The sequence below is a fragment of the Plantibacter sp. MMLR14_011 genome, from assembly GCF_001865025.1.
Classification (GTDB): Bacteria; Actinomycetota; Actinomycetes; order Actinomycetales; family Microbacteriaceae; genus Plantibacter; species Plantibacter flavus_A.
This window is the reverse complement of the sequence record NZ_MJGW01000094.1, coordinates 20286-44220: the sequence shown is the minus strand read 5'-3', so window position 1 is coordinate 44220 and position 23935 is coordinate 20286. Positions and strand designations below refer to the sequence as shown.

The following is a 23935-nucleotide window of genomic DNA, read 5'->3' as shown; positions in this document are numbered from 1 at the left end:
CGGACGGGCTGTGGCCACCGCCGCACCTAGGCTGGTCGCATGGCGGAACTCCACGAGCTGACGGCGCTCGAGCAGTGGCAGGCGTTACAGCGGGACGAGGTCTCACCGACGGAGCTCGCCCGGCACTACCTCGACCGCATCGAGCGCCTCGACGACGCGATCGGCGCCTTCACCTCGGTCGCCGCCGGATCGCTCGCGGAGCGGGTGGAGGCGGTCGAGGCGCTCCCTCGGACCGCGCCGCTCTGGGGGCTCCCGATCGGCGACAAGGACCTCGTGTCCCGCATCGGTCAACCGGTCCGCTTCGGATCGCGACTCACCGCCGAGGTCGTCGCCACCACGGACGACGAACTGGTCACCGTCCTCGACCGGGCCGGTGCGGTGAGCCTCGGGAAGACCGCGACCCCGGAGTTCGGGCTCTACGGCTACACGGAGCCGCTCGACGGGACACCGACCCGGAACCCGTGGGCCCTCGACCGTGGGGCGGCCGGGTCGAGTGGCGGGGCCGCAGCAGCCGTCGCCGCGCGGCTCCTCCCGTTCGCCCCCGGCTCCGACGGCGGCGGCTCCGTCCGCATCCCTGCGGCCGCCTGCGGGCTCGTCGGCCTGAAGCCTACGCGGGGGCTCGTCCCCGCGGGCTCCGGTGTCGACCGACTCGCCGGCCTCGTTGTCCCCGGGCCGATCGCCCGGACCGTCGCCGACGCGGCCCTCCTGCTCGACGCGATGATCGAGCGCGTGCACGGACGCATCGACCACCACTTCACGCTGCGCGCACCCGACGCCGACGACGGACCGCTGCTCGGGCACGCCGTGCGCGGCGAGGGCCGGTTCCAGCTGGCGGTCCTCGCCGGCTCACCCTGGGACAGTGCCTTCGAGCTGGCGGTCGACCCTGAGGCCCTCGCGGCCGTCGACGTCGCCACCCGGGCGTTCGCCGCGATGGGGCACGGCCTGGAGGAGCTCACCCTCCGCGACGCCGAACGGTACCCGGCCGACTTCACGACGATCTGGCAGGCCTCGGCGGCCGGTGTGCCGGCGACCTCGGAGGCGGAGCTGACGCTCCTCGAACCCATCACGAGGTCCCTCGTCGAGCGCGGTCGGGCCCTGCCGGCGACCCGGCTGATGGAGACGCTCGCCAGTCTCCACCGGTTCGAACGCAGCGTCCTCGCGCAGTTCGCACCCTTCGACGCGATCATCACGCCGGCCCTCGCCCAGACGCCACGTCCCATCGGATGGTACGACCAGGACTCGCCCGAGCTGAACTTCGAGCAGCAGGTGCGCTACGCGCCGCACACCTCCTTCGTGAACGCGACCGGCTTGCCGGCCATCACGCTCCCGGTGCACCAGACGTCCGAGGGACTGCCGATGGGCGTTCAGCTGATCGGGCGTCCCGGGGGCGAGGCGACCCTGCTCGCCCTCGGTGCGCAACTGGAGCGGCGCCTGCGTTGGCAGGACCGCGTCCCGCCGATCGCCCACTGACCCGACGCCCGCTGACCGATCGACGTGGACCCCGCGCCGCAGCGCTCCGTATGACGTGATGTGACACCGCGGCCGGACCTCGCCCCTCCCGCTGCGCCTAGGGTGCTCAGACGGCCCGGTCCGGACGGACCGATCGCCGCCGCACCGGAGGAGTCGATCATCAACGCACCGTCCAGCCCGACGCAGTCCCACCCCAAGCAGCTCATCCTCAACCTGTTCGAGATGAACTGCGTGAGCCACATCACCCACGGCCTCTGGCGCCTGCCGGACAACCGACGCGACCAGTACACCGACATCTGGTACTGGACGACGCTCGCCCGGACGGCGGAGGCGGGCGGGTTCGACGCGATCTTCATCGCCGACGTGGTCGGCGCCTACGACGTGTTCCGTGGCGGCCCGGCCGACGCCCTGCGCGAGGGCCTGCAGATCCCGAACAACGACCCCCTGCTCGTCGTCCCCGCGATGGCCGCCGTGACCGAGCACCTCGGCTTCGGCATCACCTTCTCGACGAGCTACGAGCCACCGTTCGCCTTCGCCCGTCGCATGAGCACCCTCGACCACCTGACGAACGGCCGCGTCGCGTGGAACATCGTCACCTCGTACCTGCCCAACGCCGCACGCAACTTCGGCCTCGCCGAGGAGATCCCGCACGACGAGCGGTTCGCGATCGCCGAGGAGTACCTGGACGTCCTCTACAAGCTCTGGGAGGGGTCCTGGGACGACGACGCCATCATCCGTGACCGGGAGGCCGGCGTCTACTCGGACCCCGACAAGGTGCGGTACATCGACCACGTCGGGCGCTACTTCCAGGTCGCCGGACCGCACCTGTCCGAGCCCAGCGCGCAGCGGACACCGCTGCTCTACACCGCGACCGCCTCTCCGGCCGGCATCGCGTTCGCCGGACGGCACGCCGAAGCGGTGTTCACGGGCGTACGGGGTCCCGGTGGTGCAGGACCGCTCCTGGAACGGTTCCGTGCGGCGGCGGCCGACAACGGACGCGACGGGGCCGCGCTCAAGATCGTCGTCCAGGCCGCCGTCATCGTCGCGCCGACGCAGGAGGAGGCCGAGGCGAAGGCCGCGCAGTATCGGGAGCACGCGAGCATCGTCGGCCGGTTCGTCCACGCCGGGCTGCCGTTTGACCCGGAGGCCCACCCGGTGGACCGGACGGTCGCCGAGGCGCTCGCCGCAGAGGGGGTCCCGGCCGACGCGCTCCCGCCCCAGGTGACGGCCGGCACCGTCGGCGAGTTCATCAGCCGGGTCGGCAGCGACCTCGAGCGGGACTTCTTCGCCGTCGGCACCCCCGAGGTCGTGGCCGACGAGATCGAGCGATGGTTGGACGAGGTCGGTATCGACGGCATCAACCTGCGGCAGTACCACAGCCTCGACACGCTCACCGACTTCGTCGAACTCGTCGTGCCGGAGCTGCGTCGCCGTGGGCGGCTGCGCGACGCGTATCGACCGGGGGAGACGCTCCGTGAGCGCCTGACGGGCGGGGCGGCCCGGCTCCCGGACGACCACCCGGCCGCACGATACCGCGGAGGACGGAACCTCGGCGACCGGCACGGCGGGACGGTCGACGGTCATACGGCGTCATCGAGGGAACCCGTGGGAAACCTGTCGTAACAGAGCGGCGGGGTGGCCCGGTGCGCCGTCCAGGATGGGCAACCACACCGGCACAGCACCGGACCACCCCGACCCACAGGAGTACCCGTCATGACCCGAACCACCAGACGGCGAGCACGACTCGCCGCCGCAGCCCTCGTCGCCGTGAGCATCGCGCTGACCGGCTGCTCGGCGGCGTCGGCCTCGTCCGACGCGGACGGTGGCAGCCTCACCTACCTCGATGCGGAGATCCCCACCTCGGCGCAGGTGCAGGAGGCGGGCACGTGGCAGACCCGTGCGCTGCAGCAGAACATCGCCGACCGCCTGCTCTACCGGAACGCGGAGACGGGCGAACTCGAACCGTGGATCGCCGACTCCTGGACCGTCAGCCCCGACGGTCTCACGTACACCTTCGTGATCCGTGACGGCGTCACCTACAGCGACGGCACCGCCGTCGACGCCGCGAGCGTCGCGAAGAACCTGAACTGGCAGTCGACCGGCGACGAGGCGAAGGGGACGACCCCGAACGCACAGTTCCCGTCCGGTCTCGTGGCGACGCCGGACGACGCGACCAGCACCGTCACCGTCGTCCTCGCCGCACCCTACGCGCCCTTCCTCAACGTGCTCACCGGGTGGGGATCCGGGCTCGTCGCCGACGCCACGATCGACGCGAGCAAGGAGGATCAGTCGAAGTTCGTGAACCTCATCGGCTCCGGTCCCTTCGTCGTCGCCTCCGAGACCTACGGCAAGGAGATCGTGCTCGACCGTCGTGAGGGGTACGCCTGGGCCCCGCCGTCCTCCCCGAACCAGGGCGAGGCGCACCTCGCCTCGGTCACGGTCATCCCCGTGCAGGAGGACAGCGTCCGGCTCGGCACCCTGAAGTCGGGCGAGGCTGACGTCATCCGCTACGTCCAGCCGAGCGAGGAGCAGGGGCTCGTCGACGCCGGCTACGACATCGTGTCCAAGACGGGTGTCGGTCTCAGCAACCAGTGGTTCCTCCGCAGCCAGGCGCCGTTCCTCGACGACGTCGACGTCCGCAAGGCGCTGCTGCACGCGATCGACCGTGAGCAGATCATCGAGACGCAGTACACCGACAGCTGGACGCCCGCGACGTCGGTCCTGTCGCCTGGCACCTTCGGCTACGTCGACGAATCGGCGAAGTTCGCCTACGACCCGGATGCGGCGAACCGCCTCCTCGACGGCGCCGGCTGGACCGAGCGCGACGCGGACGGCTACCGCACGAAGGGCGGCGAGCGGCTCACGGTGAAGACCTACATCGACGTCTACGACAACACGGCGAAGAGCCTCTTCCAGCAGATCCAGAACCAGTTCAAGAACGTCGGGATCGAGCTGTCACTCAACGAGCTCGACTACTCCACCTACTGGGCGACCGCGTTCGCGGACCCGGAGGTCGGAGCGCTCCGAGTCGGTTGGCCGCACCCTGACCCCTCGAAGGGCCTCAGCGAGTACTACAGCAAGGACGGCTCCGACCTCCTCGGTCTCGCCGGCTCCGACACGACCCTGCAGTCGCTGCTCGACGCGCAGAACGCGGCGACCGACGACGACACCCGTGCGGCGATCCTCGGACAGATCCAGGACCACCTGATCGACCAGGCCTACGTCGTCCCGATCCTCAACGACAGCCAGGTGTTCGTCACCCAGCAGCGGGTGAAGGGCTTCTCCCTCACCGACGGCGCCCTGCCGGAGTTCTACAACACCTCGATCGAGGACTGAGCGAGCGGGAGGGCCGTCGACCGGACGGCCCTCCCGTCTCCGGTCCCGTCCCTTTCCGAGAGGAGGCCCCACATGTCCAACCAGCATCCGAACGCCAGCGCGGCGGACACGCGACGCCGGCAGTACCGCGAGTACGTGATCAGGCGCGTCGCCCAGGCGCTCCTCGTGATCGCCCTCGTCTACACGCTCGTCTTCTTCACCCTCTTCGTCCTGCCCGGCGACCCCATCGAGAACAAGCTGACGAGCCCGCTCAACCCACTGCCCCCGTCCGCCGGCGAAGCACTGCGGGCCTACTACCACTTCGACCTGTCGCCGATCGAACAGTTCGCGCTGACGGTGAGCCGACTCTTCCAGGGAGACCTGGGGTACTCGCTGGTCAGCGGTCGTGCCGTCTCGGACCTCGTCGCGCAGGGCTTCTCGGACACCATCGTGCTCGCAGGCGTGGCGTTCATCATGACGATCGTGCTGTCGCTCGCCATCGCACTCACCGCCGTGTACGCCCCCGTCAGGGCGATCAGGAGCATCGCGGCCTCAGCGCCCATCGCCTCCATCTCCGCGCCGAGCTTCCTCATCGGCTTCGTGCTCCTCGCGATCTTCTCCTTCCAGCTCGGCTGGGTGTCGTCGGTGCGCGATCAGGGCTTCGTGTCCTACGTGCTCCCGGCACTGACCCTGGCGCTCGCTGTCAACGGTCCGTTGACGCAGGTGTTGATCCAGGGACTCCGGAAGGCCGCGGACGAACCCTTCGTCACCGTGCTCCGCGCGAAGGGGACGAGCGAGGTCCGGATCGCCCTCGGCCACGTCCTGAAGAACGGTGCGATCCCGTCGATCACGATGCTCGCCCTCGTCGTCGGAGAGCTGCTGGCCGGTGCCGTCGTCGTCGAGGCCGTGTTCACCCGCACCGGCCTCGGATTGATCACCTTCGAGAGCGTGCGCGATCAGGACACCCCGGTGATCCTGGCCGTCGTCATCCTCATCTCCTCCATCTACGTCGGCATCAATCTCGTGACCGACCTCGTCTACCCCGTCCTCGACCCGCGCATCGTCCGCCCGGGGCATGGGCGGTCCCGACGCTCCCGCCTCGCCAGGCCGACGGTCGCGACATCGGCGGCGACGGGGACGGCGGTGCCCGACGGTATCCCGACGAAAGCGAGCGTGGACGCATGAGCCTCCGACTCCGACCGGACCGCGACGTCACCGCGGCCGACGACGGACCGGACGCGTTCCGTCGACTCCTCGGCCGCCTCGGGGTCGCTGACGTCCTGGCGATCATCGTGGTCGGTCTCGTCCTCGTGTCCGTGGTCGCACCCGGCCTCCTCACGCCGTACGACCCGCTCGAGCCCGACGACGCCAACGCGCTCGCCGCTCCATCGGTCGCGCACTGGTTCGGAACCGACTCCCTCGGTCGCGACCTGCTGTCGCGGGTGATCCACGGCACCGGTCGGACCCTGCTCGGCTCGGCGGTCGCCGTCCTCATCGGTCTCGGCGCCGGCACGGTCCTCGGGCTCGTGGCCGCGTCGTTCGGCGGTCTCGTCGACGCCGTCATCAGCCGGATCGTCGACGTGCTGCTCTCGATCCCCGGGCTGCTCCTCGCGATGGTCGTCGTCGTGGCGCTCGGCTTCGGCACCCTGAACGCGGCCGTCGCCGTGGGGATCTCCTCGATCGCGGCGTTCACCAGGATCATGCGCTCCGAGGTGTTGACGGTGAAGGACCTGCCGTTCGTCGAGGCGAGTCACCATCTCGGCGGTTCGCGGGCGTACGTCCTCGCCAAGCACGTCTTCCCGAACTCGTACTCCGCGGTGCTGTCGCTCACGGCCCTCCAGTTCGGACTCGCGATCATCTGGATCTCCTCGCTCAGCTTCCTGGGGTACGGAGCTCCGCCGCCCGACCCGGAGTGGGGTCTGCTCGTCTCCGAGGGTCGTCAGTACGTCGTGTCCTCGCCGTGGCTCGTCGTCGTCCCGGGCCTCGTGATCGCCGTCACCGTGCTCGCCATCAGCCGTCTCAGCCGACTCACCCACGAGAGGACCACCGCATGAACCAGGCAGCCCTGCAGCACAGCGCACTCCACGTCGTCGACGCGGCTCCGGTGCCGTTGCTCGTCGACGGACTCGCCGTCGGATACCGGACGCGCGGCTCGAGGGGGCCGACCGACACGGTGCGCGACGTGTCGTTCCAGGTGGGACGCGGCGAGACGGTGTCGCTCGTGGGTCAGTCCGGTTCGGGGAAGAGCACGATCGCCCGGGCGGTCGCGGGGCTCCTCCCCGGCAACGGCTCGGTCACCGCCGGTCGGGTCACGGTCGCCGGACACGAGGTCGCCGATTTCTCCCGGAAGCAGTGGCGCCCCCTGCGCGGCTCGACGCTCGGTTTCATCCCGCAGGATCCGCTGAGTTCACTCGACCCGCTGCAGCGGATCGGCGTGCAGATCGCCCAGGCGGTCCAGGTGGCGGGCGACACCCCACGCTCGGAGGTCCCCGCGCGCGTGATCGAGTTGCTCGAGCACGTGGGCATCCGTCAGGCCTCGGCCCGCGTGCGGTCCTACCCGCACGAGCTCTCGGGCGGGCAGTTGCAGCGGGTGCTCATCGCGATCGCCATTGCGGCGAGGCCCAAGCTGCTCATCGCCGACGAGCCGACGTCCGCGCTCGACGTGACCGTCCAACGGCGCATCCTCGACCTCCTCGACGGCCTCCGGCAGGAGCTCGGGCTCGGGATCCTCTTCATCACCCACGACCTGGCGGTGGCGCAGGAGCGCAGCGACGCGATCGTGGTCCTACAGGACGGGAACGTCCGTGAGTCGGGCCTGGCCGAGGAGGTGTTGCTCGCACCGCGGCACCCCTACACGGTGGGGCTGCTCTCCGACTCGCCCGCGTCCTCGCCCTTGCGCTACCGGGAACGCATCCGCGCTGCGGCCGAGCAGGTGCAGGCGGAGCAGCGCGGCGAGACGAACGCGGCGCCCGCGGTGGTCGAGGTGTCGCACGTGTCCAAACGGTTCGCACGCGATCCGCAGGCGCCGCCCGCACTCGACGGCGCGTCGCTCGTCCTCCGTCCGCGTTCGATCCACGCGCTCGTCGGCGAGTCCGGGTCGGGCAAATCGACGCTCGCGCGCATCGTCGCCGGGCTCACCTCCTTCGACGACGGCTCGGTGCGTGTCGTCGGCCGGGAACTCCCGCGGGACAACGCCGTCGCCAACCCCTTCGCGCGCGACCTCCAGCTGGTCTACCAGAACCCGCTTTCGGCGGTCGATCCGCGGTACACCGTCGGACAGATCATCGAGGAGCCCCTGCGGATCCACGGGGTGCGGAGCGCCGCCGAACGCCGGCGCCGCGTCGCGACCATCCTCGACCAGGTCGCCCTCCCCGCGAGTGCGCAGGGGCGTCGTGCACGGGAGGTGTCGGGCGGTCAGCGCCAACGGGTCGCACTCGCGAGGACGCTCGTCCTCGCGCCGTCGGTGCTCGTCCTCGACGAGCCCACCTCGGCGCTCGACGTCTCGGTGCAGGCGCAGATCGTCGAACTGCTCCTCGACCTCCGGGACGAGCACGCGCTCAGCTACCTGTTCATCTCGCACGACCTCGGTCTCGTCAGGCAGATCGCCGACGAGGTGACGGTGCTGTCCAACGGGCGCGTCGTCGAGTCGGGCCCGGCCTCGGCCGTCCTCGGGCATCCGCAGCACGCGTACACTCGGGAGCTGCTCGACGCGGTGCCGCGGTTCGACGTCGAGCGGCTCGATCCGAGCCGGTTCGAGGCCGTCGGATGAGCGCACCGAGCACGGAGCCGCGCACGGAGGAGACCATGTCACGATCGTTCGACGACCTCGTCGCCGAGGCCGACGCCGCCTCGGTCGACGGGTGGGACTTCTCCTGGCTCGACGGCCGGGCCAGTGAGGAGCGCCCCTCCTGGCGGTTCTCGGAGTTGCTCGGGAGACGTCTGGCCGACGTCCCGTCCTCGCTCGACCTCGAGACCGGCGGGGGAGAGGTGTTGGACACGGCGCCGGTGCTTCCACCGCTCGCCGCCGCCACCGAGTCCTGGCCACCGAACCTCGCCCGAGCCGCCGCCCGCCTGCACCCGCGCGGCGTCGTCGTCGTTCGCACGGAGGAGGGTGCTCCATTGCCGTTCGCGGACGACTCGTTCGCGCTCGTGTCGAGTCGGCATCCCGTCGCCGTGGACTGGACCGACGTGGCTCGGGTGATCGCCCCGGGCGGCGGCTACCTCGCCCAGCACGTCGGACCGGCGAGCGTGTTCGAACTCGTCGAGGCCTTCCTCGGCCCACAGCCCGAAGCGGTCCGTCGCGCGCGTCATCCCGACGACGAGGCCGCCGCCGCCCGTGCCGCCGGGCTCGAGATCGTCGAGTTGCGGACCGAACGGATGCGCATCGAGTTCCATGACGTCGGTGCGATCGTCTGGTTCCTGCGCAAGGTGATCTGGATGGTGCCCGGATTCACCTCCGCGCGCTACCTCGACCGCCTGCAGGAGCTGCACCGTTCCCTGCAGGGGGACGGCCCGTTCGTCGCGCACTCCTCCCGAACCCTCATCGAAGCGCGCAAGCCCATCCGGTGACCGGGGCCCTGCCGAGGCGCCCTTCGACAGGCTCAGGGACCGCGATGGAGGAGATGATCCCCCTACGGGTGGGGCCGCCGGCATCCCGACGTAGGCTCGTCGTGACGGCGAGTGGAGGACGATCGAGTGGTGGATGTCGGCACTGGACGGCGACCGGTCTCCCGCCTGCGCACCCGCCTGCTCGCCGGGCTCCGCTCACGCATCCTCGCGGTCTTCGCGGTGGAGCAGGACCGCCCGCCGCAGTGGACGCTCGATCTCGAGGACGGCACCGACGCGGGGTTCTTCACGCCCGACTCCGCGGCCTGGACGGTGCACGGCGGTGTCGAGACCATGGTCGCCGGCATCCGGGCGCTCCTCCTGCAGGCGGCCCACCCCGGGGCGCTCGCCGGCGTGCACGACTGGTCCCGGTACCGGGAGGACCCGCTCGGACGGCTCGACGGCACCATCCGCTGGATCTTCACCGTCACCTACGGCGACCGCGACACGGCCCGTCGGACGAGCGACTACGTGCTCAAGCTCCACGAACGCGTCGTCGGGGAATACCTCGACGCCCATGGCGTGGTGCGCCCGTACGCGGCCAACGACCCGGACCTCCTGCGCTGGGTGCACCTCGCGTTCACCGACGCCTTCCTGAGCGTGCGACAGACCTGGGGTGGCCGGATCCCCGGTGGTGCGGACGCCTATGTGGCCGACTGGGCACTCGCGGGTGAGCTCATGGGCGTCGTCGACCCGCCCCGCTCCGAGGCCGAGCTGGCCCGACAGCTGCGCGGATACCTCGACGCGGGCGAGCTGACCGGCGGCCCGAGGGTGGACGATACCCTGGCGTTCCTCCGGCGTCCGCCGCTCGACCGCTCGCTGCTCCCCGCCTACGGGATCCTCTTCGCGGGAGCCGTCGCGACGATCCCAGCCGAGTACCGCCGCATCCTCGGGCTGCGCACCGCGCACCTCGGTCCGATCCCGCTGCCGGTCGTGACGGCGACGCGGGTCGTCCTGTGGATCGTGGGGCTCGTCCTGCACGGTGAGTCGCCGAGCCAGCGCGCGGCGCTGCGCCGGCACCGGCGCCTGGCGGAGCCGTCCGCCTGAGGCCGTTCGACAGGCTCAGGGACTGGATGGTGTCTGAGGGACCGGATGGTGTCTGAGGGACCGGGGATGGTCGCTGAGGGACCGGGGGATGGTGGCTCAGGGACCGAGACGGTGGCACGGGAGCTGGGCGGCGTCAGAGGCGGGGGACCGAGGCGAGCAGCTGGGTCGTGTACGGGTGCGAGGGCCGACTGAGGACCTTGGCGACCGGACCCTCCTCGACGATCGATCCGTCGCGCATGACGACGACCCGGTCGCAGAGATGCTGCACCACGCCGATGTCGTGCGAGACGAGCACGATCGCGAGCCCGAGCTCCTGCCGCAGCCCGCCGAGCAACTCGAGGATCTGCGCGCGGACGGTGACGTCGAGCGCGCTGAGGGGTTCGTCGCCGACGAGGAGGCGAGGGCGGTGCACGATCGCTCGCGAGAGGGCGATGCGCTGGCGCTGACCACCGGAGAACTCATGCGGGAAGCGGTCGGCCGCGTCGGCGTCGAGACCGACGAGCCGGAGTACCGCGCGCACCTTGGAACGGTGGTCGCCGTCGATCCCGAGCGCGGAGAGCGGCTCGGCGACGATCCGCCCGATACTCATCCGCGGGTCGAGCGACGCGTACGGGTCCTGGAACACCACGCCCGTCTGTCGGCGGAACCAGTGCAGACTCCTGGCGCTCGCCGCGGCGCTGACCGGACGGCCGTCGAACTCGACCGTGCCGGAGCTCGGTTTGTCGAGCGCGAGCAGGAGGCGGACGAGCGTCGACTTGCCCGACCCCGATTCGCCGATGATTCCGACGGCCTCACCCGGGGCGACGACGAGGTCGCTCGGGTGGAGCGCGGCGGTGCGGCTCGGGCGCTGGAAGACCGACTCCCGCGGGTTCGTGTAGACCCGTCCGAGGCCCTTGGCGCGGAGCAGCGGCTCAGTCATCGTCCTCGCCCTTCCAGCTCATGGTCTTCGCGGCGGCCAACAGCCGCTGCGTCACGGGCGACACCGGCGTCGAGAGCAGCCGTGCGACGGGCCCGGCCTCGACGACCTTGCCCTGCGCGAGTACCACAGCATCGCTGGCGATCCGGGAAAGGACCGCGAGGTCGTGCGTGATGAAGACGAGGGACGCCCCGGTCTCGCTCACGAGACGTTCGAAGAGGCCCAGGATCTCCGACTGGATGGTGACGTCGAGCGCCGTGGTCGGTTCGTCCGCGATGAGCAGGGAGGGTCCGCAGGCGAGGGCGATGGCGGCCGCGACCCGCTGGCGTTGCCCGCCGGACAGCTGGTGCGGGTACCGCCGGACGATGCGCTCGGGGTCGGGCAGACGGACCCGCGCGGCGAGTTCGACGGCCCGGTCGAGTGCTTCCCGTTTCGACAGCCCCTCGTGGATGCGCAGTGACTCGCCGATCTGACGTCCGATGGTGCGGATCGGGTTGAGCGCCGTCCGAGGTTCCTGGAACACGATCCCGATCTCACGCCCGCGGATCCGCGCCAGTTCGCGGTCGTCCCGGCCGAGGAGTTCCTCGCCCTGCCAGCGGATGCTGCCGCTCACCGAAGCGCCGTCGGGGAGGAGTCCGAGGATCGCCAGCGCCGTCAGCGACTTCCCGGATCCGGACTCGCCGATGATGCCGAACCGTGCGCCCGCCGGCACGCTGAAACTCACGCCGTCGACGACCCGGCGGCCGCCGAGCGTGACCACGAGGTCCTGGACGTCGAGACTCATGCGGTCACCCCCTGGGGCGAGGTGGGGGTCGAGGCGGGTCCTTGGCGACCGAGGGTCGGATCGGTCGCGTCCCGCAGGGCGTCACCCAGCAGGTTGAGGGCGAGGACGGTGACGGTGATGGCGAGCCCCGGCCACAGCACCGACAGCGGGTGCACGGCGAGGTAGGTCTGCAGCTCACTGAGCATCCGACCCCACGACGGGACGCTGGAGGGGGCGCCGTAGCCGAGGTACGACAGGCCCGCCTCGGCGAGGACCGCGACCGCCATCGACCACGACAGCTGGACGATGAACACCGGTGCGATGTTCGGCAGCAGATGCCGCGTCAGGTTCCTCACCGGTCCGAGACCGGCGGCCTTGCCGGCGAGCACGTACTCGCTGTGCGAGACCCGGCGGATCTCGGGGCGGGTCACCCGGGCGATATTCACACCGAAGCTGATACCCACCGCCCAGATGACGACCCACAGCGAGCCGCCGAAGACCGAGGCGATCATCATGGCGATGAGGAGTGTCGGGAACGCGATGAGGATGTCGATCAGTACCGCGACCGTCTCCCGGACCCAGCGCCGCGTGAGCGAACCGAGGGCGGCGAGCGCGACCCCGATGATCGTCGAGACCACGGCGGAACCGATCGCGACGGCCACGGTCACCCGAGCACCGACGAGCAGCAGGCTGAAGATGTCGCGTCCGACCTCGTCCGTGCCGAGCAGATGGGCCGGCGACGGAGCCAGCCACTTCGCGAACGGATCGGTGAGCTGGGGGTCGTAGGGCGTCCAGAGGAAGGAGACACCGGCGCTCAGGAGGAGCAGGATGACCACGACGAGCCCGAACACGCCGGCCGGGCCGGACACGAGCGTGCGGAGTCCGCCTGATGCCGTGCGCCGACGGGCGTGATCCTGACGAGCGGTCATGCGCTGCGCTCCCGTTCTCGGAGTCGCGGGTCCGCGATACGGTGGACCACGTCCACGACGGCACCGATCACGAGGACCACCCCGGTGAGGACGAGAAGCTCGCCTTGCACTTTCACGAGGTCGCGGTTGCCGACGTCGGCGACGAGCATGCGCCCGATGCCGGGCAGGGTGAAGAGCTGTTCGATGATGACGCTGCCGACGATGAGCCCGGCGATCTGGAGCCCGAGCACGGTGACGACCGAGAGGGCCACGTTCGGCAGCCCATGGCGGATGAGTGCCTGCGAACGGGTCAGCCCCTTGGCCGCCGCCGTCCGGACGTAGTCCTGGCCGATCGCGTCGAGGGCGGCGGAACGGACGAAGCGCAGCAGGACCGCGCCCTCGACGACGCCGATCGTGAGTGCCGGGAGGAGGAGTGCGCGGATCGCCGCCAGCGGATCGTTCCAGCCCGCGCGCGGGAAGCCCTGCGCCGGGAGCCAACCGAGCACGACGGCGAAGAGGAGCACGAGCATCATGCCGGCCCAGACGACCGGGACGGCGGCGAGCCCCTGCGACGCGAAGGAGATGACGACGCCCGTTGCGCGGGTACGCCGGACGGCGGCCAACACCCCGAGCGGCACGCTGAACGCGAGCGCGATCACGAGCGCCATGATGCCGAGCGGAACGGTGACCTGCGCCTTCTGGGCGAGTTCGCTGGCGACGGGGGTGCCCGTGATGAGCGAGTTCCCGAGATCGCCGCGGAGCAACCCGCCGATCCAGTCGAGGTACTGCAGGAGGACGGGCTGGCCGAGTCCCAACTGTTCGCGGATCGCGGCGACCGCTTCGGGCGTCGCGTCCGTTCCGGCGATGACCTGGGCGACGTCGCCCGGGAGCACCCTGATGGTGAAGAAGATCAGGGCGCTCGCGGCGAGCAGCCCGACGAGGAGGAGCACCAGCCTCGTCAGGATGAAGCGGGTCACCCGGTCACGGCGACCTTCGCCAGGTTGATGCGCGAGTTGACCGAGTCCACGGGGAAGCCGGTCACGCCGTCGCGCACCACCGTGAGGGTGATCGCGGTGTAGAGCCAGTCGGCGGCGTTGTCCTTCGACACGAGGTACGCCGCCTCCTTGAGCTTCTGGGCTGCGACGGCCGGGTCGGTCGCCGCTACGGATTCAGCATAGAGCGACTGGACCTGCGCGTTGTCGTAGCCGAAATAGTAGTTCGGGTTCGCCCAGTTCTGGAAGTCGCGCGCCTCGACGTGGTTCACGTAGCTGAGGTCGTAGTCCTTGTTCGTGTAGACGTCGTTGAGCCAGGTCGGGAACTCGACGCTCTTCACGGTGAGGGTGACGCCGATGGCCTTGAACTCGGACACCAGGACGTTGGCCACCGAGGTGCCGTAGAAGCTCGGGATCGTGAGCGTCAGCGACAGGTTCTCCTGGCCGGCCTGGGCGAGCAGCGCCTTCGCCTGGTCCGGGTCGTACTTCACCAGCTCGCTGAGGTTCTCGTAGCCCGGGTCGAGCTCGGGGATCGGCCCGTACTGCTCGACCGCGGCGCCGCCGACGGCCTCGACGATCGCGGCGTGGTCGATGGCGGAGCGGAGCGCCTGCCGGACGAGGGGGTCGTTCAGGGGAGCACGCTGGTTGTTGAAGGCGAGGGTGTACTTGTCGGTCGTCTTGCCTTCGGTGATGCTGAACCCGTCGGCGCGGGTGATCTGGTCCTTGAGGTTCGCGTCGAGCGCCGTCTGCACGTCGAGTTCGCCGGCGAGGGTGGCGTTGACGGCGGAGGAGGCGTCGGGGATGTAGCTGAAGACGACCTCCTTGACCTTTGGAGCGTCGCCCCAGTACTTCGCGTTCCGGTCGAAGGTGATGCTGTCGCCCTGCTTCCAGGTCTTCAGGGTGAACGGCCCGGTGCCGTTGGCGGTCGTCGACAGGTCGTTGGTGGCGCCCGACTCCAGCACGAGTCCTGCGCGTCCGGTCAGGGTCCACAACAGGTTGGAGTCGGGCGAGGTGAGCTGCAGCTGCACGGTCGAGTCGTCGACGGCCGTGATCGAGGCGACCTTCTGGAGCGCCACGTTGTCGACGAAGGTCGGGTCCTGCTGCACCTGGGTGATGGAGTCGACGACGTCGGCCGCGGTCAGGGCGGCGCCGTCGTGGAAGGTCACGCCGTCGCGGAGGACGAAGGTGTAGGTGAGACCGTCGGCGCTGATGTCGTGGCTCTTGGCGAGCGTGTCGACGATCTGGTTGTCCTCGGTGCGGGACACGAGGCCCTGGTAGACGTTGTCGATGAGGATCTGGTCGAGCGCGGCGCCGGAGGTGGTGCGGATGTTGAGGTCGGAGGGCTCCAGGACGAGACCGACCCGCAGGGTCGCGTCGGCGTCGGGCGTCGGCGTCGCGGCCGGGCCTGCGCAGCCGGTGAGGACGAGGGCGGCGCCGGTGACCGCGATCGCGGCGGTGAGGAGCTGACGACGCAGCTGACGATGACGCATGGAGGTCCTTTCGGGGATGCTGGAGTGGCCGGCATCTGGAGACGCACAACCGGTTCCGGGCAGCGGGCATTCCCGCCTGGGCCGCGTGAATACTGGACCGCGTCCGGAAAGCCGCATCGCTGGGGCTCCAGCGAGCGTACCCAGTCGACGTGTGTGGTGCCAGCCACGGTGTCAGGGGGCGTCACAGAGTGATCGGATCGTGATGTGCTCCGCCGCCTTGGAAGACCCTGCGCAGGGGATCGAAGTGAGCTTAGGCTCGCCTATACTGATCGCGTGAGCTATTTCGAGGATCCGGCGGAGTTCGCCGTCGCGGACGCACGCCACGTGCTGCTCGCGGGCGACGAGTCGTCGGTCGGCGAGCTGGCCGAGGTCCTCGCGCTGCTCCCCATCTGCGCCCGCGGTCAGGTCTTCGTCGAGGTCGACGACGCCGCGTCGATCACCACCCTCGACTCGCCGGGACGCGTCGTCGTGACGTGGCTCGTCCGCGCAGCGCGTTCGGGGGAACCCGGAACGGGCAGCCGGTGCGCACGCGGTCAGGCCGTCGCGCGAGCGACCCGGGCCTGGGCGAGCGAGATGCTCGACGTCGACGGACACGACGCGGCCGACTACCACGTGTGGATCGGCGGCGAGACGGAGCACCTGACGGGTCTCCGGAACGACCTCAGGATGACCCTGGCGAGCATCGGCGTGCGTCAGCGATCGAGCTCGGTCGAGCGCGCATCGCACTGACACGCCCTCGAACCGGCTCGGCATCGCGCGGACGCCGCGACGCTCCTCAGCGGCGCTTCGGCAGGTAGCCGCCCGCTTCGAGACCGGCTTCGATCTCGAAGCGGTTCCGGAGCGGATCTCGACCGGCGATCGCGTACATCAGCGGGAAGAGCATGCCGTACCGCTGCCACTGCCGTTTGTGCACCGCCTCGTGTTCGAGCACCCGGGTCGACACGTTCCGGTCGGTGAGGTACACCCCGCCGACGCATGAGCCACCTCGGCCGAACGTCCACGACGGCATCCCGCGGAAGACGACCATCCCGCCCCGCCGTTCGACCGGACCGGTGCTCCAGAGTGCGCCCCAGACGAGCCCGGTGAGCGTGGCGTACCAGTACCCGATCCGGCTCAGGGGTGAGTCGAGCCACGGGCCGCCGGAACGACGGCTCCGCGGCTCGTCGACGTCGCCGGGACGGGTCACGCACCGCTCCGGTAGGTCTCGAGGAGTCGCAGCCAGATCTCGCTCATCGTCGGGTAGGACGGCACCGCGTGCCAGAGGCGGTGCAGCGGCACCTCACCGACGACGGCGATCGTCGCGGCGTGGACGAGTTCGGCGACGTCCTGACCCACGAAGGTCATCCCGATGATCACGCCGCGATCCTCGTCGACGACCATCCTCGCCCGCCCGGTGTAGCCGTCGGCGTGGAGGCTCGAGCCCGCGATGCCACCGAGGTCGTAGTCGACCACCCGGTGGGCGATCCCCGCCGCCTCGGCCTGCGCGGCCGTGAGTCCGACGGCTGCGACCTCGGGCTCGGAGAAGACGACCTGCGGCACGGCACGGTGGTCGGCGGTCGCCGCGTGGTCGCTCCACGGGCTGGTGTCGACGTCCTCGCCGTTCGCCCGTGCTGCGATGACCGCTCCCGCGGCGCGTGCCTGGTATTTGCCCTGGTGCGTCAGGAGCGCCCGGTGGTTGACGTCGCCGACGGCGTAGAGCCAGTCGCTGCCGTGGGCGAGGAGCTGATCGTCGACCTCGATCCAGGCACCCGGTTCCAGGCCGACGGTCTCGAGCCCGAGGTCGTCCGTCCGGGGCGTCCGGCCGGTGGCCACGACGAGTTCCGCCGTCGTCACCGCGTCCCGGTCGTCGAACTCGAGCGTGACGGCGCCGTCGGCGGCACGGGAGACGGCGGTGGGGGAGGCGTGCACGATCGTCACGCCGAGTTCACGCAGGGAGGACTCGACGAGCTCGCCGGCGAACGGCTCGGTGTTGCCGAGCAGGCCGCTGCGGGCGACGAGCGTGACGTCGACCCCGAGCGAGCGGTAGGCGGTCGCGAGCTCGACGGCGACGACGCCGCCACCGAGGAAGGCGACGGACTCGGGCAGGGTCTGGACGCTCGTGGCCTCGCGGCTCGTCCACGGCTCCACCGCCGACAGCCCGGGGATGTCGGGAAGGAGCGCCGCGGAGCCGGTGCAGACCGCGACGGCGTGCGTCGCCGTGAGCACCGTCGTCGAGCCGTCGGCGGCCGTCACGGTGACCTCGCGCTCGCCGGTCAGGCGACCGTGCCCACGCACCAGCTCGATGCCGGCGCCCTCGAGCCACTCGACCTGGCCGTCGTCCGACCAGTCGCTCGTGAACGAGTCCCGTCGCGCGAGGACCTTGAGCGGATCGAGCGCGGTGTCCTCGGGGATTGCTCCCCCCGTGCGCTTGGCGGCCCGCAGGGCGGCTCCCGAGCGGATGAGGGCCTTGGACGGCATGCAGGCCCAGTAGGAGCACTCACCGCCGACCAGTTCGCTCTCGACGATGACGACGCTCAGACCGCCCTTGTGGGCGTAGTCGGCGACGTTCTCGCCGACGGGTCCGGCTCCGATGACGACGAGATCGACGGTACGGCTCATGGGGTGACTCCTGTCGGGTTGGTGCTGTCGGGTTTCGGTTCGCGACTGATCGCGCCGATGATGCGGAGGATGGTGCCGAGGTCGTCGGCTGCGGCGTCGGGGGAGCCGGGCGAGAAGCCCGTGACCCCCGCCCCGGCGAAGCCGAACCGTGCCCGGAGGGCGGTGATGCAGTCGAGCAGGGTGCCGAGTTCGAGACCGAAGGGGACGGCCGAGCTGACGCCGGCGATGACCGCGGGGTCGAGGACGTCGACGTCCACGTGCAGGTAGACGCGGTCGGCGCCCGTCGCCTCGACGGCCGCGACCACCTCGGCGGCGCTCGTCATCACCGAGGAGACCATGGGGATGCCACGCTCCTCGATGTGGGCGAGTTCACCGTCGTCGAGGTCGCGCACCCCCACGAGGACGAGCCGGGCGGGATCGAGCGGGGCCTCGGGCAGCAGCATCGCGGCGCCTTCGCCGGTGAGTGCCCGGGCGACCATGCCGCTGAACGACCCGGACGGCGAGCTGAGCGGGGTGTTGAGGTCGCCGTGGGCGTCGAACCAGACGACTGCGATGCCGGGGTCGCGTCGGAGGGCCTCACCGACCGACGCGAGTTCGACGCCGCAGTCCCCACCGATGGTGATGACGGGCTCGTCGATCCCGACGAGCGCCTGACGTTGGAGTTCCGCGGTCGTCACGAGGGAACTTGCGCGCCGGATGTCGGTGTCGAGTGCCTCGCCGGCCTCGGTCGGCACGTGGACGAGTGTCGTGGCCGCCGTCGGCAGGTCGCCACGGATCGCCTCGGCTCCATCGATCAACTGCATGGCCCTGGACGAGCCGGAGCCCTGCCACTGGGGGACGACGACGAACTTCGTCATGCGGTGCCTTCCTGGAGATGGTGCGAGGGGGCGAGGTCGACGGGCCCTCGGGAGGTCCCGAGCGCCCGTCGGATCGGTACTACTGTCCGGCGTTCGGGGTGTACTCGGGGCCGGAGGACTCGATCGCGGGCGACGCGGAACCGCCGCCCTTCAGCGCGGCGAGGCGGGCCTCGACCTCGGTCAGCTCGCCGAGGTCATCGAGGTCGTTGAACTGCGCGTCGAGACTCGAGGCGGCGAGCTCCTGCTGGCCGAGCACCTTCGCCTCCTCGCGACGGATCTTGTCCTCGTAGCGGCTGAGGTCGCTCGTCGGATCCATGATGTCGATGCTGCCGACCGCGTCCGCGACCTTGCGCTGCGCCTCGGCGGTCTTGGCCCGGGCGACCAGCTCGCTGCGCTTCGTCTTCAGCTGCTCGAGCTTCGTCTTCATGCCGTTGAGGCCGTTCTTCAGCTGCTCGACGACCTTCGTCTGGGACGCCAGCTGCGGCTCGGCCTGCTTGGCCTCGTTCTCGGCGCCGATCTGGCGCTGGAGCGCGATCTTCGCGAGGTTGTCGAACTTGTCGGCGTCTGCGGCGTTGCCCGCCTGACGGTATTCGTCGGCCTTGCGACTCGCGGCCAGCGCCTTGGTGCCCCACTCGGAGGCCGCCTCGACGTCCTGCCGGTGGTCCTGTTCGAGGAGCCGGAGGTTGCCGATCGTCTCGGCGATCGCGCTCTCGGCGTCGGCGATCGAGTTCGTGTAGTCCCGGACCATCTGGTCGAGCATCTTCTGCGGGTCCTCGGCGGAGTCGAGCAGCGCGTTGATGTTGGCCTTGGTCAGCTGGGCGATGCGTCCGAAGATGGACTGCTTCTCTGCCATGGTGTGGTTCCTCTCTCGTGTCCTGCTGGGTCGTGTCGGTCGGTGTCTGGTGATGAGATGGGTGGTGCAGCGGATCAGAAGCGACCGCCGCCACGTCGGGAACGGGTGCCGCCGCCACCGAAGCTGCCGGCGCTGCGTGAGCGACCGGAGCCGCCGCCGAACATGCCGCCGCTCGATCCGCCGCCGCCGAACATGCCGCCGCCGGAACGGGACCCGCCGCCGAGGACGGAGTTGATCAGGATGCCGCCGAGGACCGCACCGAGCATCCCGTTGCCGCCCTGCTGACCCTGGCCGCCGCCGAACATGCCGTCGAGTCCGCCCGCCGACTGGCTCTGGAACTGCCCGAGGTCGGCCTGGGCGAGCTGCACCGCTTGACTCGCGAGCGAGTTGGCGCGCTGGGCGAGGGGGAGCGCCTGCGTCGGGTCGGTGGCGGCAAGGCCCTGGGCCTGCACGAGGGTTCGGCCGGCCTCGGCGAGGCGCGTCCGGGCCTCCGGGCCGACGGCTCCGCGCCGCGAGACGATGAAGTCCTCTGCAGCCGACACCTGCGCGCCCGCCGTCTGCAGGGTCTGTCCGAGGGCGGCCGCGGCGCGTTGTCGCTGCTCCGCCGCGGTGCGCACCCCCTGGAGAGCGCCGTCGATCTGCGTGTTCGCCGCATCCAGGCGGGCGAGGAGGGCGATCGGGTTGTTCGGTGCGCCGAGCGCGCCGCGCACCTGGGAGACCGTCGCGGTGGTGCTCGCGACCGCTGCGGCGAGGGTGCCGGTCGGGTCGGATTGGCCGCCCGCCGCGGCGACGTCCCCGTCCAATTCGGCCAGTCGGGCGGCGAGGTGCTGCTCGGCGGTCGTCAGATCCGCCTGCAGCCGCTTCACGGCCCCGGTGAGCTGGGTGGCCTGGTCGAGCGCTTCCTCCGCGGCGCGGATGCCGACGGCGGCCTCGCCCGAGTCTCCGGCGGCGAGCCGCGCAGCTGCGTCCGAGATCGCCGCAGTGGCGAAGGCGAGTCGCTCGGTCGCCTGCGCCGGGTTGTCGATCACGGTGATGAGGGCGTCGGGGCTGTAGCGCGTCTGCAGGGCGTGTACCGCGTCTTGCGCGGCCGTCACCGTCGGTCCGGCTGCGGCCGCCCTGGCTCGCAGCTCCTCGACCGCCGCGGGCGCGTTCTTCTCGAGCGCGCGGAGCTCGTCGAACGAGGCGGCCTGTTCGTCGAGCACGTGGTTCGCGTGCTCGCAGAGCCGGATGATCTGGAGGTTCCAGTCGCGTTGTTGCTGCTCCGTGTCCGGCTCGGCGTCGTCGAGCCGCTGCTTGAGTGCGAAGGCGTGCGAGAGGTCGTCCTTCGCTCCGGCGAGGGCAGCGGTGAACGCGGCCGTGGCCGGTTCGCCGTAGGAGGCGGTCGCGAAGCCGAGCTCCTCCTCGCTCGTCCGGACCGCGTCGTCGGTCTGGACGAGCGCACTGCCGGCGAGTCGTTCGAGCTCGGGGATCGGGGCGATGGTCAGCGGGTCGACCGGCGCCCCCTGCCGGCCCGCGGTCACCGCGCCGTCGCCGTTCGCAGCGCGGCGCCGGCGGAGGAAGACGACCAGGAGGACGACGGCCACGACGGCGACGACCACGATCAGCAGGATGGTCAGCCACCCGGTCGAGCCACCTGATCCGCTACCGGTGCCCCCGATCGACCCGCCGCCGACGGCGGCACCCAGGCCTTCGGCGGCAGCGACGCCGGCGCCGGTCCAGTCGTCATCACGCAGCTGCGGCAGGATCCGCTGCTGCTCGATCTCGGTCAGCTGGTCACCGCTCACCGGTCCGCTGGAGTCGCCGGAGAGGTAGTAGGCGCGGTCCTCGGTCGCCACGGCCAGCAGGTACTGGTTCGGTCCGAGGTTGTTGTCCTTCGCGGTCTGGTTCGCCCAGGACTCGGCGTCACTCGGGTCGGTGAAGGTCGGCACGTAGACCACCCAGAGGTCGACGCCGTGATCCGCGGCCAGCTCGTCGACGGCCGTCGTGATCTCGGTGGCCTCACCGCTGCTGAGGACACCTGCGCTGTCGGACACGCGCCCATCCCCGAGCTGCACCGGGCTCTCCGCCCAGGCGGCGGTGGCTCCCACTCCGAGGAGCACGGCCACGCAGAAGGCCCAGATCGATACCGCCCAGCGAACCCGCATCGGCCACCTCGTCACTCGTTCGGACCCTGGAGCCCCACCCCGCGGCTCGATTCCGAGTCTAGGTCCGGGCCCTCGACATCTCTACAGCGGGCTCCCAGCGAGCGTGCCGAACCACAGCTGTGCTATACGGCGGTGACCGGGCTTCACCGACGCCCACCGGGACTCTGTTACCGACCGTGACGCGGCAGCTCGCGCGAGGGCATCCGCCCGGCGAGACTGGTGGAGTCACCTCACGGAACCCCTGGAAGGAGCATCATGCAAGGACACGTCTCACCCATGCTGGCGCTCGTCGAGGTCACCAGGTTCCGTGAGGACGACCAGGCGTACCACGAGTACGTGCAGATCCTCGTCGGACGGACCATCGCCGCCGCCGAACGGGCAGGCTGGCGCGTGACCCGGTTGGCCGCGCACGACCTCGGCACCGATGCGCTCCTCGCCTCGACCGACGGGGCCTCCGCCGTCGTCATCATGGGCGGAGCCGACATCGATCCCGCCCAGTACGGCGGCACCACCGGCTACCGCGCCGAAGGCCAGCACTTCCCCGAGGCCGACCGCGCCCAGCTCGCGGTCGCCCGTCGCGCGGCCGAGCGGGGCACACCGCTGCTCGGGATCTGCCGCGGTCACCAGATCATCAACGTCGCCCTCGGCGGGACGCTCGTGCAGGACCTCGGTGAGCACAGCGCCCACCGCAACGAGGGCGTCCCGGTCGATGAGAGCATGACCCCGCACGAGGTCGAACTCGACCCCTCGAGCGCCCTCGCATTCCGACTCGGCGCCCGTCACCTCCAGGTGCAAAGCGCCCACCACCAGTCGGTCGGCGAGCTCGGCGAGGGTCTGCGTGCCGTCGCCTGGGCCTCCGACGGCACCGTCGAGGCGATCGAGCACCGCACCCTGCCGATCACGGGCGTGCAGTGGCACCCGGAGGACCCGGGCACCGTGGACGACCAGCTCGGGCTCCTGCTCGGCGGTCTCGCCCGTGAGGCCGAGCGCGCCGCAGCCTGAGTACCGGCGCGGTTCGCAATTCAGGACGATCTCGGAGTGTCGTCTGCCCGAGGCGGCAGGTGCCGCCGCCACGCCGCGGTGATCCTGAGTTGTGAACGGTGCTGTCGTAGCGTTGACGGGTGTTCGAAGACAGGTACGGTCAGGACGTCCTCGCGGGGGACTGGCGGAAGAAGAACCGCGTGGTGGCCCGTGAGGTCGAGGCGGTGACCGACCTCGTGGTCGAGGAACTGGGTGGCTTCTGCGGCGCGATCACACGCGTCGAGGCGAAGACGGTCGAGCTCGAGGACTACCGCGGCAAGCGGCGCGTGTTCCCGATGGGGGCGGGATTCCTCCTCGAGGGTGAGCCCGTCGTCCTCGTCGTGCCGAAGCGTGCACCGACCGGGCGGGCGCGCACCGCTTCCGGCTCCTTCGCGGTGGAGACGACCGCTCGGGTGGCTCGCGCGAGCCGGATCTTCGTCGAGGGCCGCCACGACGCGGAACTCGTCGAGCGGGTCTGGGGTGACGACCTCCGCGTGGAGGGCGTCGTCGTCGAATACCTCGCAGGCGTCGACCACCTCGACGCCGCGCTCGCCGAGTTCCGGCCCGGCCCCGACCGTCGTGTCGGCGTCCTCGTCGACCATCTGGTCCCCGGCTCGAAGGAGCAGCGGATCGCCGACGCCGTCATGGCCGGACCGAACGGCCGGAACGTCCTCATCGTCGGACACCCGTACGTCGACGTCTGGCAGGCCGTGAAGCCCGCAAGGGTCGGCCTGCGCGAGTGGCCGACCATCCCTCGCTCCATCGAGTGGAAGAAGGGCATCTGCCAGGCCTTCGGCTGGCCGCACGACTCGCAAGCCGACATCGCCCGTGCCTGGAAGCGCATCCTCGGTCAGGTCCGGACCTTCAACGACCTCGAGCCGGAGCTCCTCGGTCGCGTCGAGCAGCTCATCGACTTCGTCACCGTCGACTGACCCGTTCGTCGGTTGCGCCAGCGCG

21 protein-coding genes are annotated in these 23935 nt (G+C 70.7%); 11 read left to right on the top strand and 10 right to left on the bottom strand.

All coding sequences use genetic code 11. The features are described from left to right. The first annotated feature begins 39 nt into the window (after window positions 1-39). From BIU99_RS18165 to BIU99_RS18130, 8 genes are all read left to right on the top strand, one after another. On the top strand, window positions 40-1470 hold the full coding sequence (locus BIU99_RS18165; RefSeq protein ID WP_071262458.1) for an amidase: 1431 nt from the start codon (window positions 40-42) through the stop codon (window positions 1468-1470). Between the two features lie 102 nt (window positions 1471-1572). Further along, window positions 1573-3093 (top strand): NtaA/DmoA family FMN-dependent monooxygenase, encoded by a 1521-nt coding sequence (locus tag BIU99_RS18160; RefSeq protein WP_071262457.1) that lies wholly within the window; start codon window positions 1573-1575, stop codon window positions 3091-3093. A gap of 90 nt (window positions 3094-3183) precedes the next feature. Next, window positions 3184-4806, top strand: a complete 1623-nt coding sequence (locus BIU99_RS18155; RefSeq protein WP_071262456.1) for an ABC transporter substrate-binding protein — start codon at window positions 3184-3186, stop codon at window positions 4804-4806. Between the two features lie 72 nt (window positions 4807-4878). After that, entirely contained in the window at window positions 4879-5970 is a 1092-nt protein-coding gene (locus tag BIU99_RS18150; RefSeq protein ID WP_071262455.1) for an ABC transporter permease, read from the top strand. Beyond that, a complete protein-coding gene (locus tag BIU99_RS18145; protein WP_082916039.1) occupies window positions 5967-6839 on the top strand; it encodes an ABC transporter permease in 873 nt (290 codons plus the stop codon). Before BIU99_RS18150 ends, BIU99_RS18145 begins: the two co-directional genes overlap by 4 nt. Next, window positions 6836-8554: an ABC transporter ATP-binding protein gene (locus BIU99_RS18140; protein ID WP_071262454.1), complete on the top strand. Its 1719-nt coding sequence runs from the start codon at window positions 6836-6838 to the stop codon at window positions 8552-8554. The genes BIU99_RS18145 and BIU99_RS18140 overlap by 4 nt, the downstream gene beginning before the upstream one ends. A 35-nt stretch (window positions 8555-8589) precedes the next feature. After that, window positions 8590-9354, top strand: coding sequence for an SAM-dependent methyltransferase (locus BIU99_RS18135; RefSeq protein WP_071262555.1), 765 nt, complete (start codon window positions 8590-8592; stop codon window positions 9352-9354). A gap of 129 nt (window positions 9355-9483) precedes the next feature. Beyond that, window positions 9484-10437 (top strand): oxygenase MpaB family protein, encoded by a 954-nt coding sequence (locus tag BIU99_RS18130; protein ID WP_254773654.1) that lies wholly within the window; start codon window positions 9484-9486, stop codon window positions 10435-10437. Between the two features lie 133 nt (window positions 10438-10570). On the opposite strand, the gene BIU99_RS18125 is transcribed toward BIU99_RS18130, so the two are convergent. From BIU99_RS18125 to BIU99_RS18105, 5 genes are read right to left on the bottom strand one after another with little or no spacing between them, the layout of a single operon-like run. After that, window positions 10571-11356: an ABC transporter ATP-binding protein gene (locus BIU99_RS18125; RefSeq protein WP_071262453.1), complete on the bottom strand. Its 786-nt coding sequence runs from the start codon at window positions 11354-11356 to the stop codon at window positions 10571-10573. Then, window positions 11349-12137: an ABC transporter ATP-binding protein gene (locus tag BIU99_RS18120; RefSeq protein ID WP_071262452.1), complete on the bottom strand. Its 789-nt coding sequence runs from the start codon at window positions 12135-12137 to the stop codon at window positions 11349-11351. The genes BIU99_RS18125 and BIU99_RS18120 overlap by 8 nt, the downstream gene beginning before the upstream one ends. After that, the gene (locus tag BIU99_RS18115; RefSeq protein WP_083397457.1) at window positions 12134-13045 is read right to left on the bottom strand and encodes an ABC transporter permease; all 912 of its coding nucleotides are present in this window, start codon (window positions 13043-13045) and stop codon (window positions 12134-12136) included. Before BIU99_RS18115 ends, BIU99_RS18120 begins: the two co-directional genes overlap by 4 nt. Then, window positions 13042-14001 (bottom strand): ABC transporter permease, encoded by a 960-nt coding sequence (locus BIU99_RS18110; RefSeq protein WP_071262451.1) that lies wholly within the window; start codon window positions 13999-14001, stop codon window positions 13042-13044. Before BIU99_RS18110 ends, BIU99_RS18115 begins: the two co-directional genes overlap by 4 nt. Further along, on the bottom strand, window positions 13998-15506 hold the full coding sequence (locus tag BIU99_RS18105; protein ID WP_071262450.1) for an ABC transporter substrate-binding protein: 1509 nt from the start codon (window positions 15504-15506) through the stop codon (window positions 13998-14000). The genes BIU99_RS18110 and BIU99_RS18105 overlap by 4 nt, the downstream gene beginning before the upstream one ends. A 273-nt stretch (window positions 15507-15779) precedes the next feature. Here BIU99_RS18105 and BIU99_RS18100 point away from each other — a divergent pair, with 273 nt between their 5' ends. Then, window positions 15780-16235 carry an SIP domain-containing protein gene (locus BIU99_RS18100; protein ID WP_064295280.1) on the top strand — a complete coding sequence of 152 codons (456 nt, stop codon included), beginning with the start codon at window positions 15780-15782 and terminating at the stop codon, window positions 16233-16235. A gap of 46 nt (window positions 16236-16281) precedes the next feature. Here BIU99_RS18100 and BIU99_RS18095 read toward each other — a convergent pair whose 3' ends face one another. The 5 genes from BIU99_RS18095 to BIU99_RS20360 all read right to left on the bottom strand — a co-directional run bounded on the left by BIU99_RS18095 (window position 16282) and on the right by BIU99_RS20360 (window position 21847). Continuing rightward, entirely contained in the window at window positions 16282-16692 is a 411-nt protein-coding gene (locus BIU99_RS18095; protein WP_071262449.1) for a Fe-S oxidoreductase, read from the bottom strand. Beyond that, on the bottom strand, window positions 16689-18104 hold the full coding sequence (locus BIU99_RS18090) for an NAD(P)/FAD-dependent oxidoreductase (protein ID WP_064295282.1): 1416 nt from the start codon (window positions 18102-18104) through the stop codon (window positions 16689-16691). The genes BIU99_RS18095 and BIU99_RS18090 overlap by 4 nt, the downstream gene beginning before the upstream one ends. Continuing rightward, complete coding sequence (locus tag BIU99_RS18085) at window positions 18101-18961, bottom strand: arginase family protein (RefSeq protein ID WP_064295283.1); 861 nt, start codon at window positions 18959-18961, stop codon at window positions 18101-18103. Before BIU99_RS18085 ends, BIU99_RS18090 begins: the two co-directional genes overlap by 4 nt. A 79-nt stretch (window positions 18962-19040) precedes the next feature. Then, entirely contained in the window at window positions 19041-19814 is a 774-nt protein-coding gene (locus tag BIU99_RS18080) for a PspA/IM30 family protein (protein ID WP_071262448.1), read from the bottom strand. A 74-nt stretch (window positions 19815-19888) separates the two neighbouring features. After that, window positions 19889-21847 (bottom strand): TPM domain-containing protein, encoded by a 1959-nt coding sequence (locus tag BIU99_RS20360; protein WP_256374767.1) that lies wholly within the window; start codon window positions 21845-21847, stop codon window positions 19889-19891. A 366-nt stretch (window positions 21848-22213) separates the two neighbouring features. On the opposite strand from BIU99_RS20360, the gene BIU99_RS18070 reads away from it, so the two are divergent. Both BIU99_RS18070 and BIU99_RS18065 read left to right on the top strand, forming a co-directional pair. Next, window positions 22214-22960, top strand: a complete 747-nt coding sequence (locus tag BIU99_RS18070) for a gamma-glutamyl-gamma-aminobutyrate hydrolase family protein (RefSeq protein ID WP_064295286.1) — start codon at window positions 22214-22216, stop codon at window positions 22958-22960. Between the two features lie 119 nt (window positions 22961-23079). After that, a complete protein-coding gene (locus BIU99_RS18065) occupies window positions 23080-23910 on the top strand; it encodes a DUF3097 domain-containing protein (RefSeq protein ID WP_071262446.1) in 831 nt (276 codons plus the stop codon). Window positions 23911-23935: the final 25 nt, after the last annotated feature.

Excerpts from the sequence above, each read along its gene's own strand:
- BIU99_RS18165 (WP_071262458.1), top strand. The coding sequence starts at position 40 with ATGGCGGAACTCCACGAGCTGACGGCGCTCGAGCAGTGGCAGGCGTTA.
- BIU99_RS18155 (WP_071262456.1), top strand. The coding sequence starts at position 3,184 with ATGACCCGAACCACCAGACGGCGAGCACGACTCGCCGCCGCAGCCCTC.
- BIU99_RS18150 (WP_071262455.1), top strand. The coding sequence starts at position 4,879 with ATGTCCAACCAGCATCCGAACGCCAGCGCGGCGGACACGCGACGCCGG.
- BIU99_RS18145 (WP_082916039.1), top strand. The coding sequence starts at position 5,967 with ATGAGCCTCCGACTCCGACCGGACCGCGACGTCACCGCGGCCGACGAC.
- BIU99_RS18140 (WP_071262454.1), top strand. The coding sequence starts at position 6,836 with ATGAACCAGGCAGCCCTGCAGCACAGCGCACTCCACGTCGTCGACGCG.
- BIU99_RS18135 (WP_071262555.1), top strand. The coding sequence starts at position 8,590 with ATGTCACGATCGTTCGACGACCTCGTCGCCGAGGCCGACGCCGCCTCG.
- BIU99_RS18125 (WP_071262453.1), bottom strand. The coding sequence starts at position 11,356 with ATGACTGAGCCGCTGCTCCGCGCCAAGGGCCTCGGACGGGTCTACACG.
- BIU99_RS18120 (WP_071262452.1), bottom strand. The coding sequence starts at position 12,137 with ATGAGTCTCGACGTCCAGGACCTCGTGGTCACGCTCGGCGGCCGCCGG.
- BIU99_RS18115 (WP_083397457.1), bottom strand. The coding sequence starts at position 13,045 with ATGACCGCTCGTCAGGATCACGCCCGTCGGCGCACGGCATCAGGCGGA.
- BIU99_RS18105 (WP_071262450.1), bottom strand. The coding sequence starts at position 15,506 with ATGCGTCATCGTCAGCTGCGTCGTCAGCTCCTCACCGCCGCGATCGCG.
- BIU99_RS18090 (WP_064295282.1), bottom strand. The coding sequence starts at position 18,104 with ATGAGCCGTACCGTCGATCTCGTCGTCATCGGAGCCGGACCCGTCGGC.
- BIU99_RS18085 (WP_064295283.1), bottom strand. The coding sequence starts at position 18,961 with ATGACGAAGTTCGTCGTCGTCCCCCAGTGGCAGGGCTCCGGCTCGTCC.
- BIU99_RS18080 (WP_071262448.1), bottom strand. The coding sequence starts at position 19,814 with ATGGCAGAGAAGCAGTCCATCTTCGGACGCATCGCCCAGCTGACCAAG.
- BIU99_RS18070 (WP_064295286.1), top strand. The coding sequence starts at position 22,214 with ATGCAAGGACACGTCTCACCCATGCTGGCGCTCGTCGAGGTCACCAGG.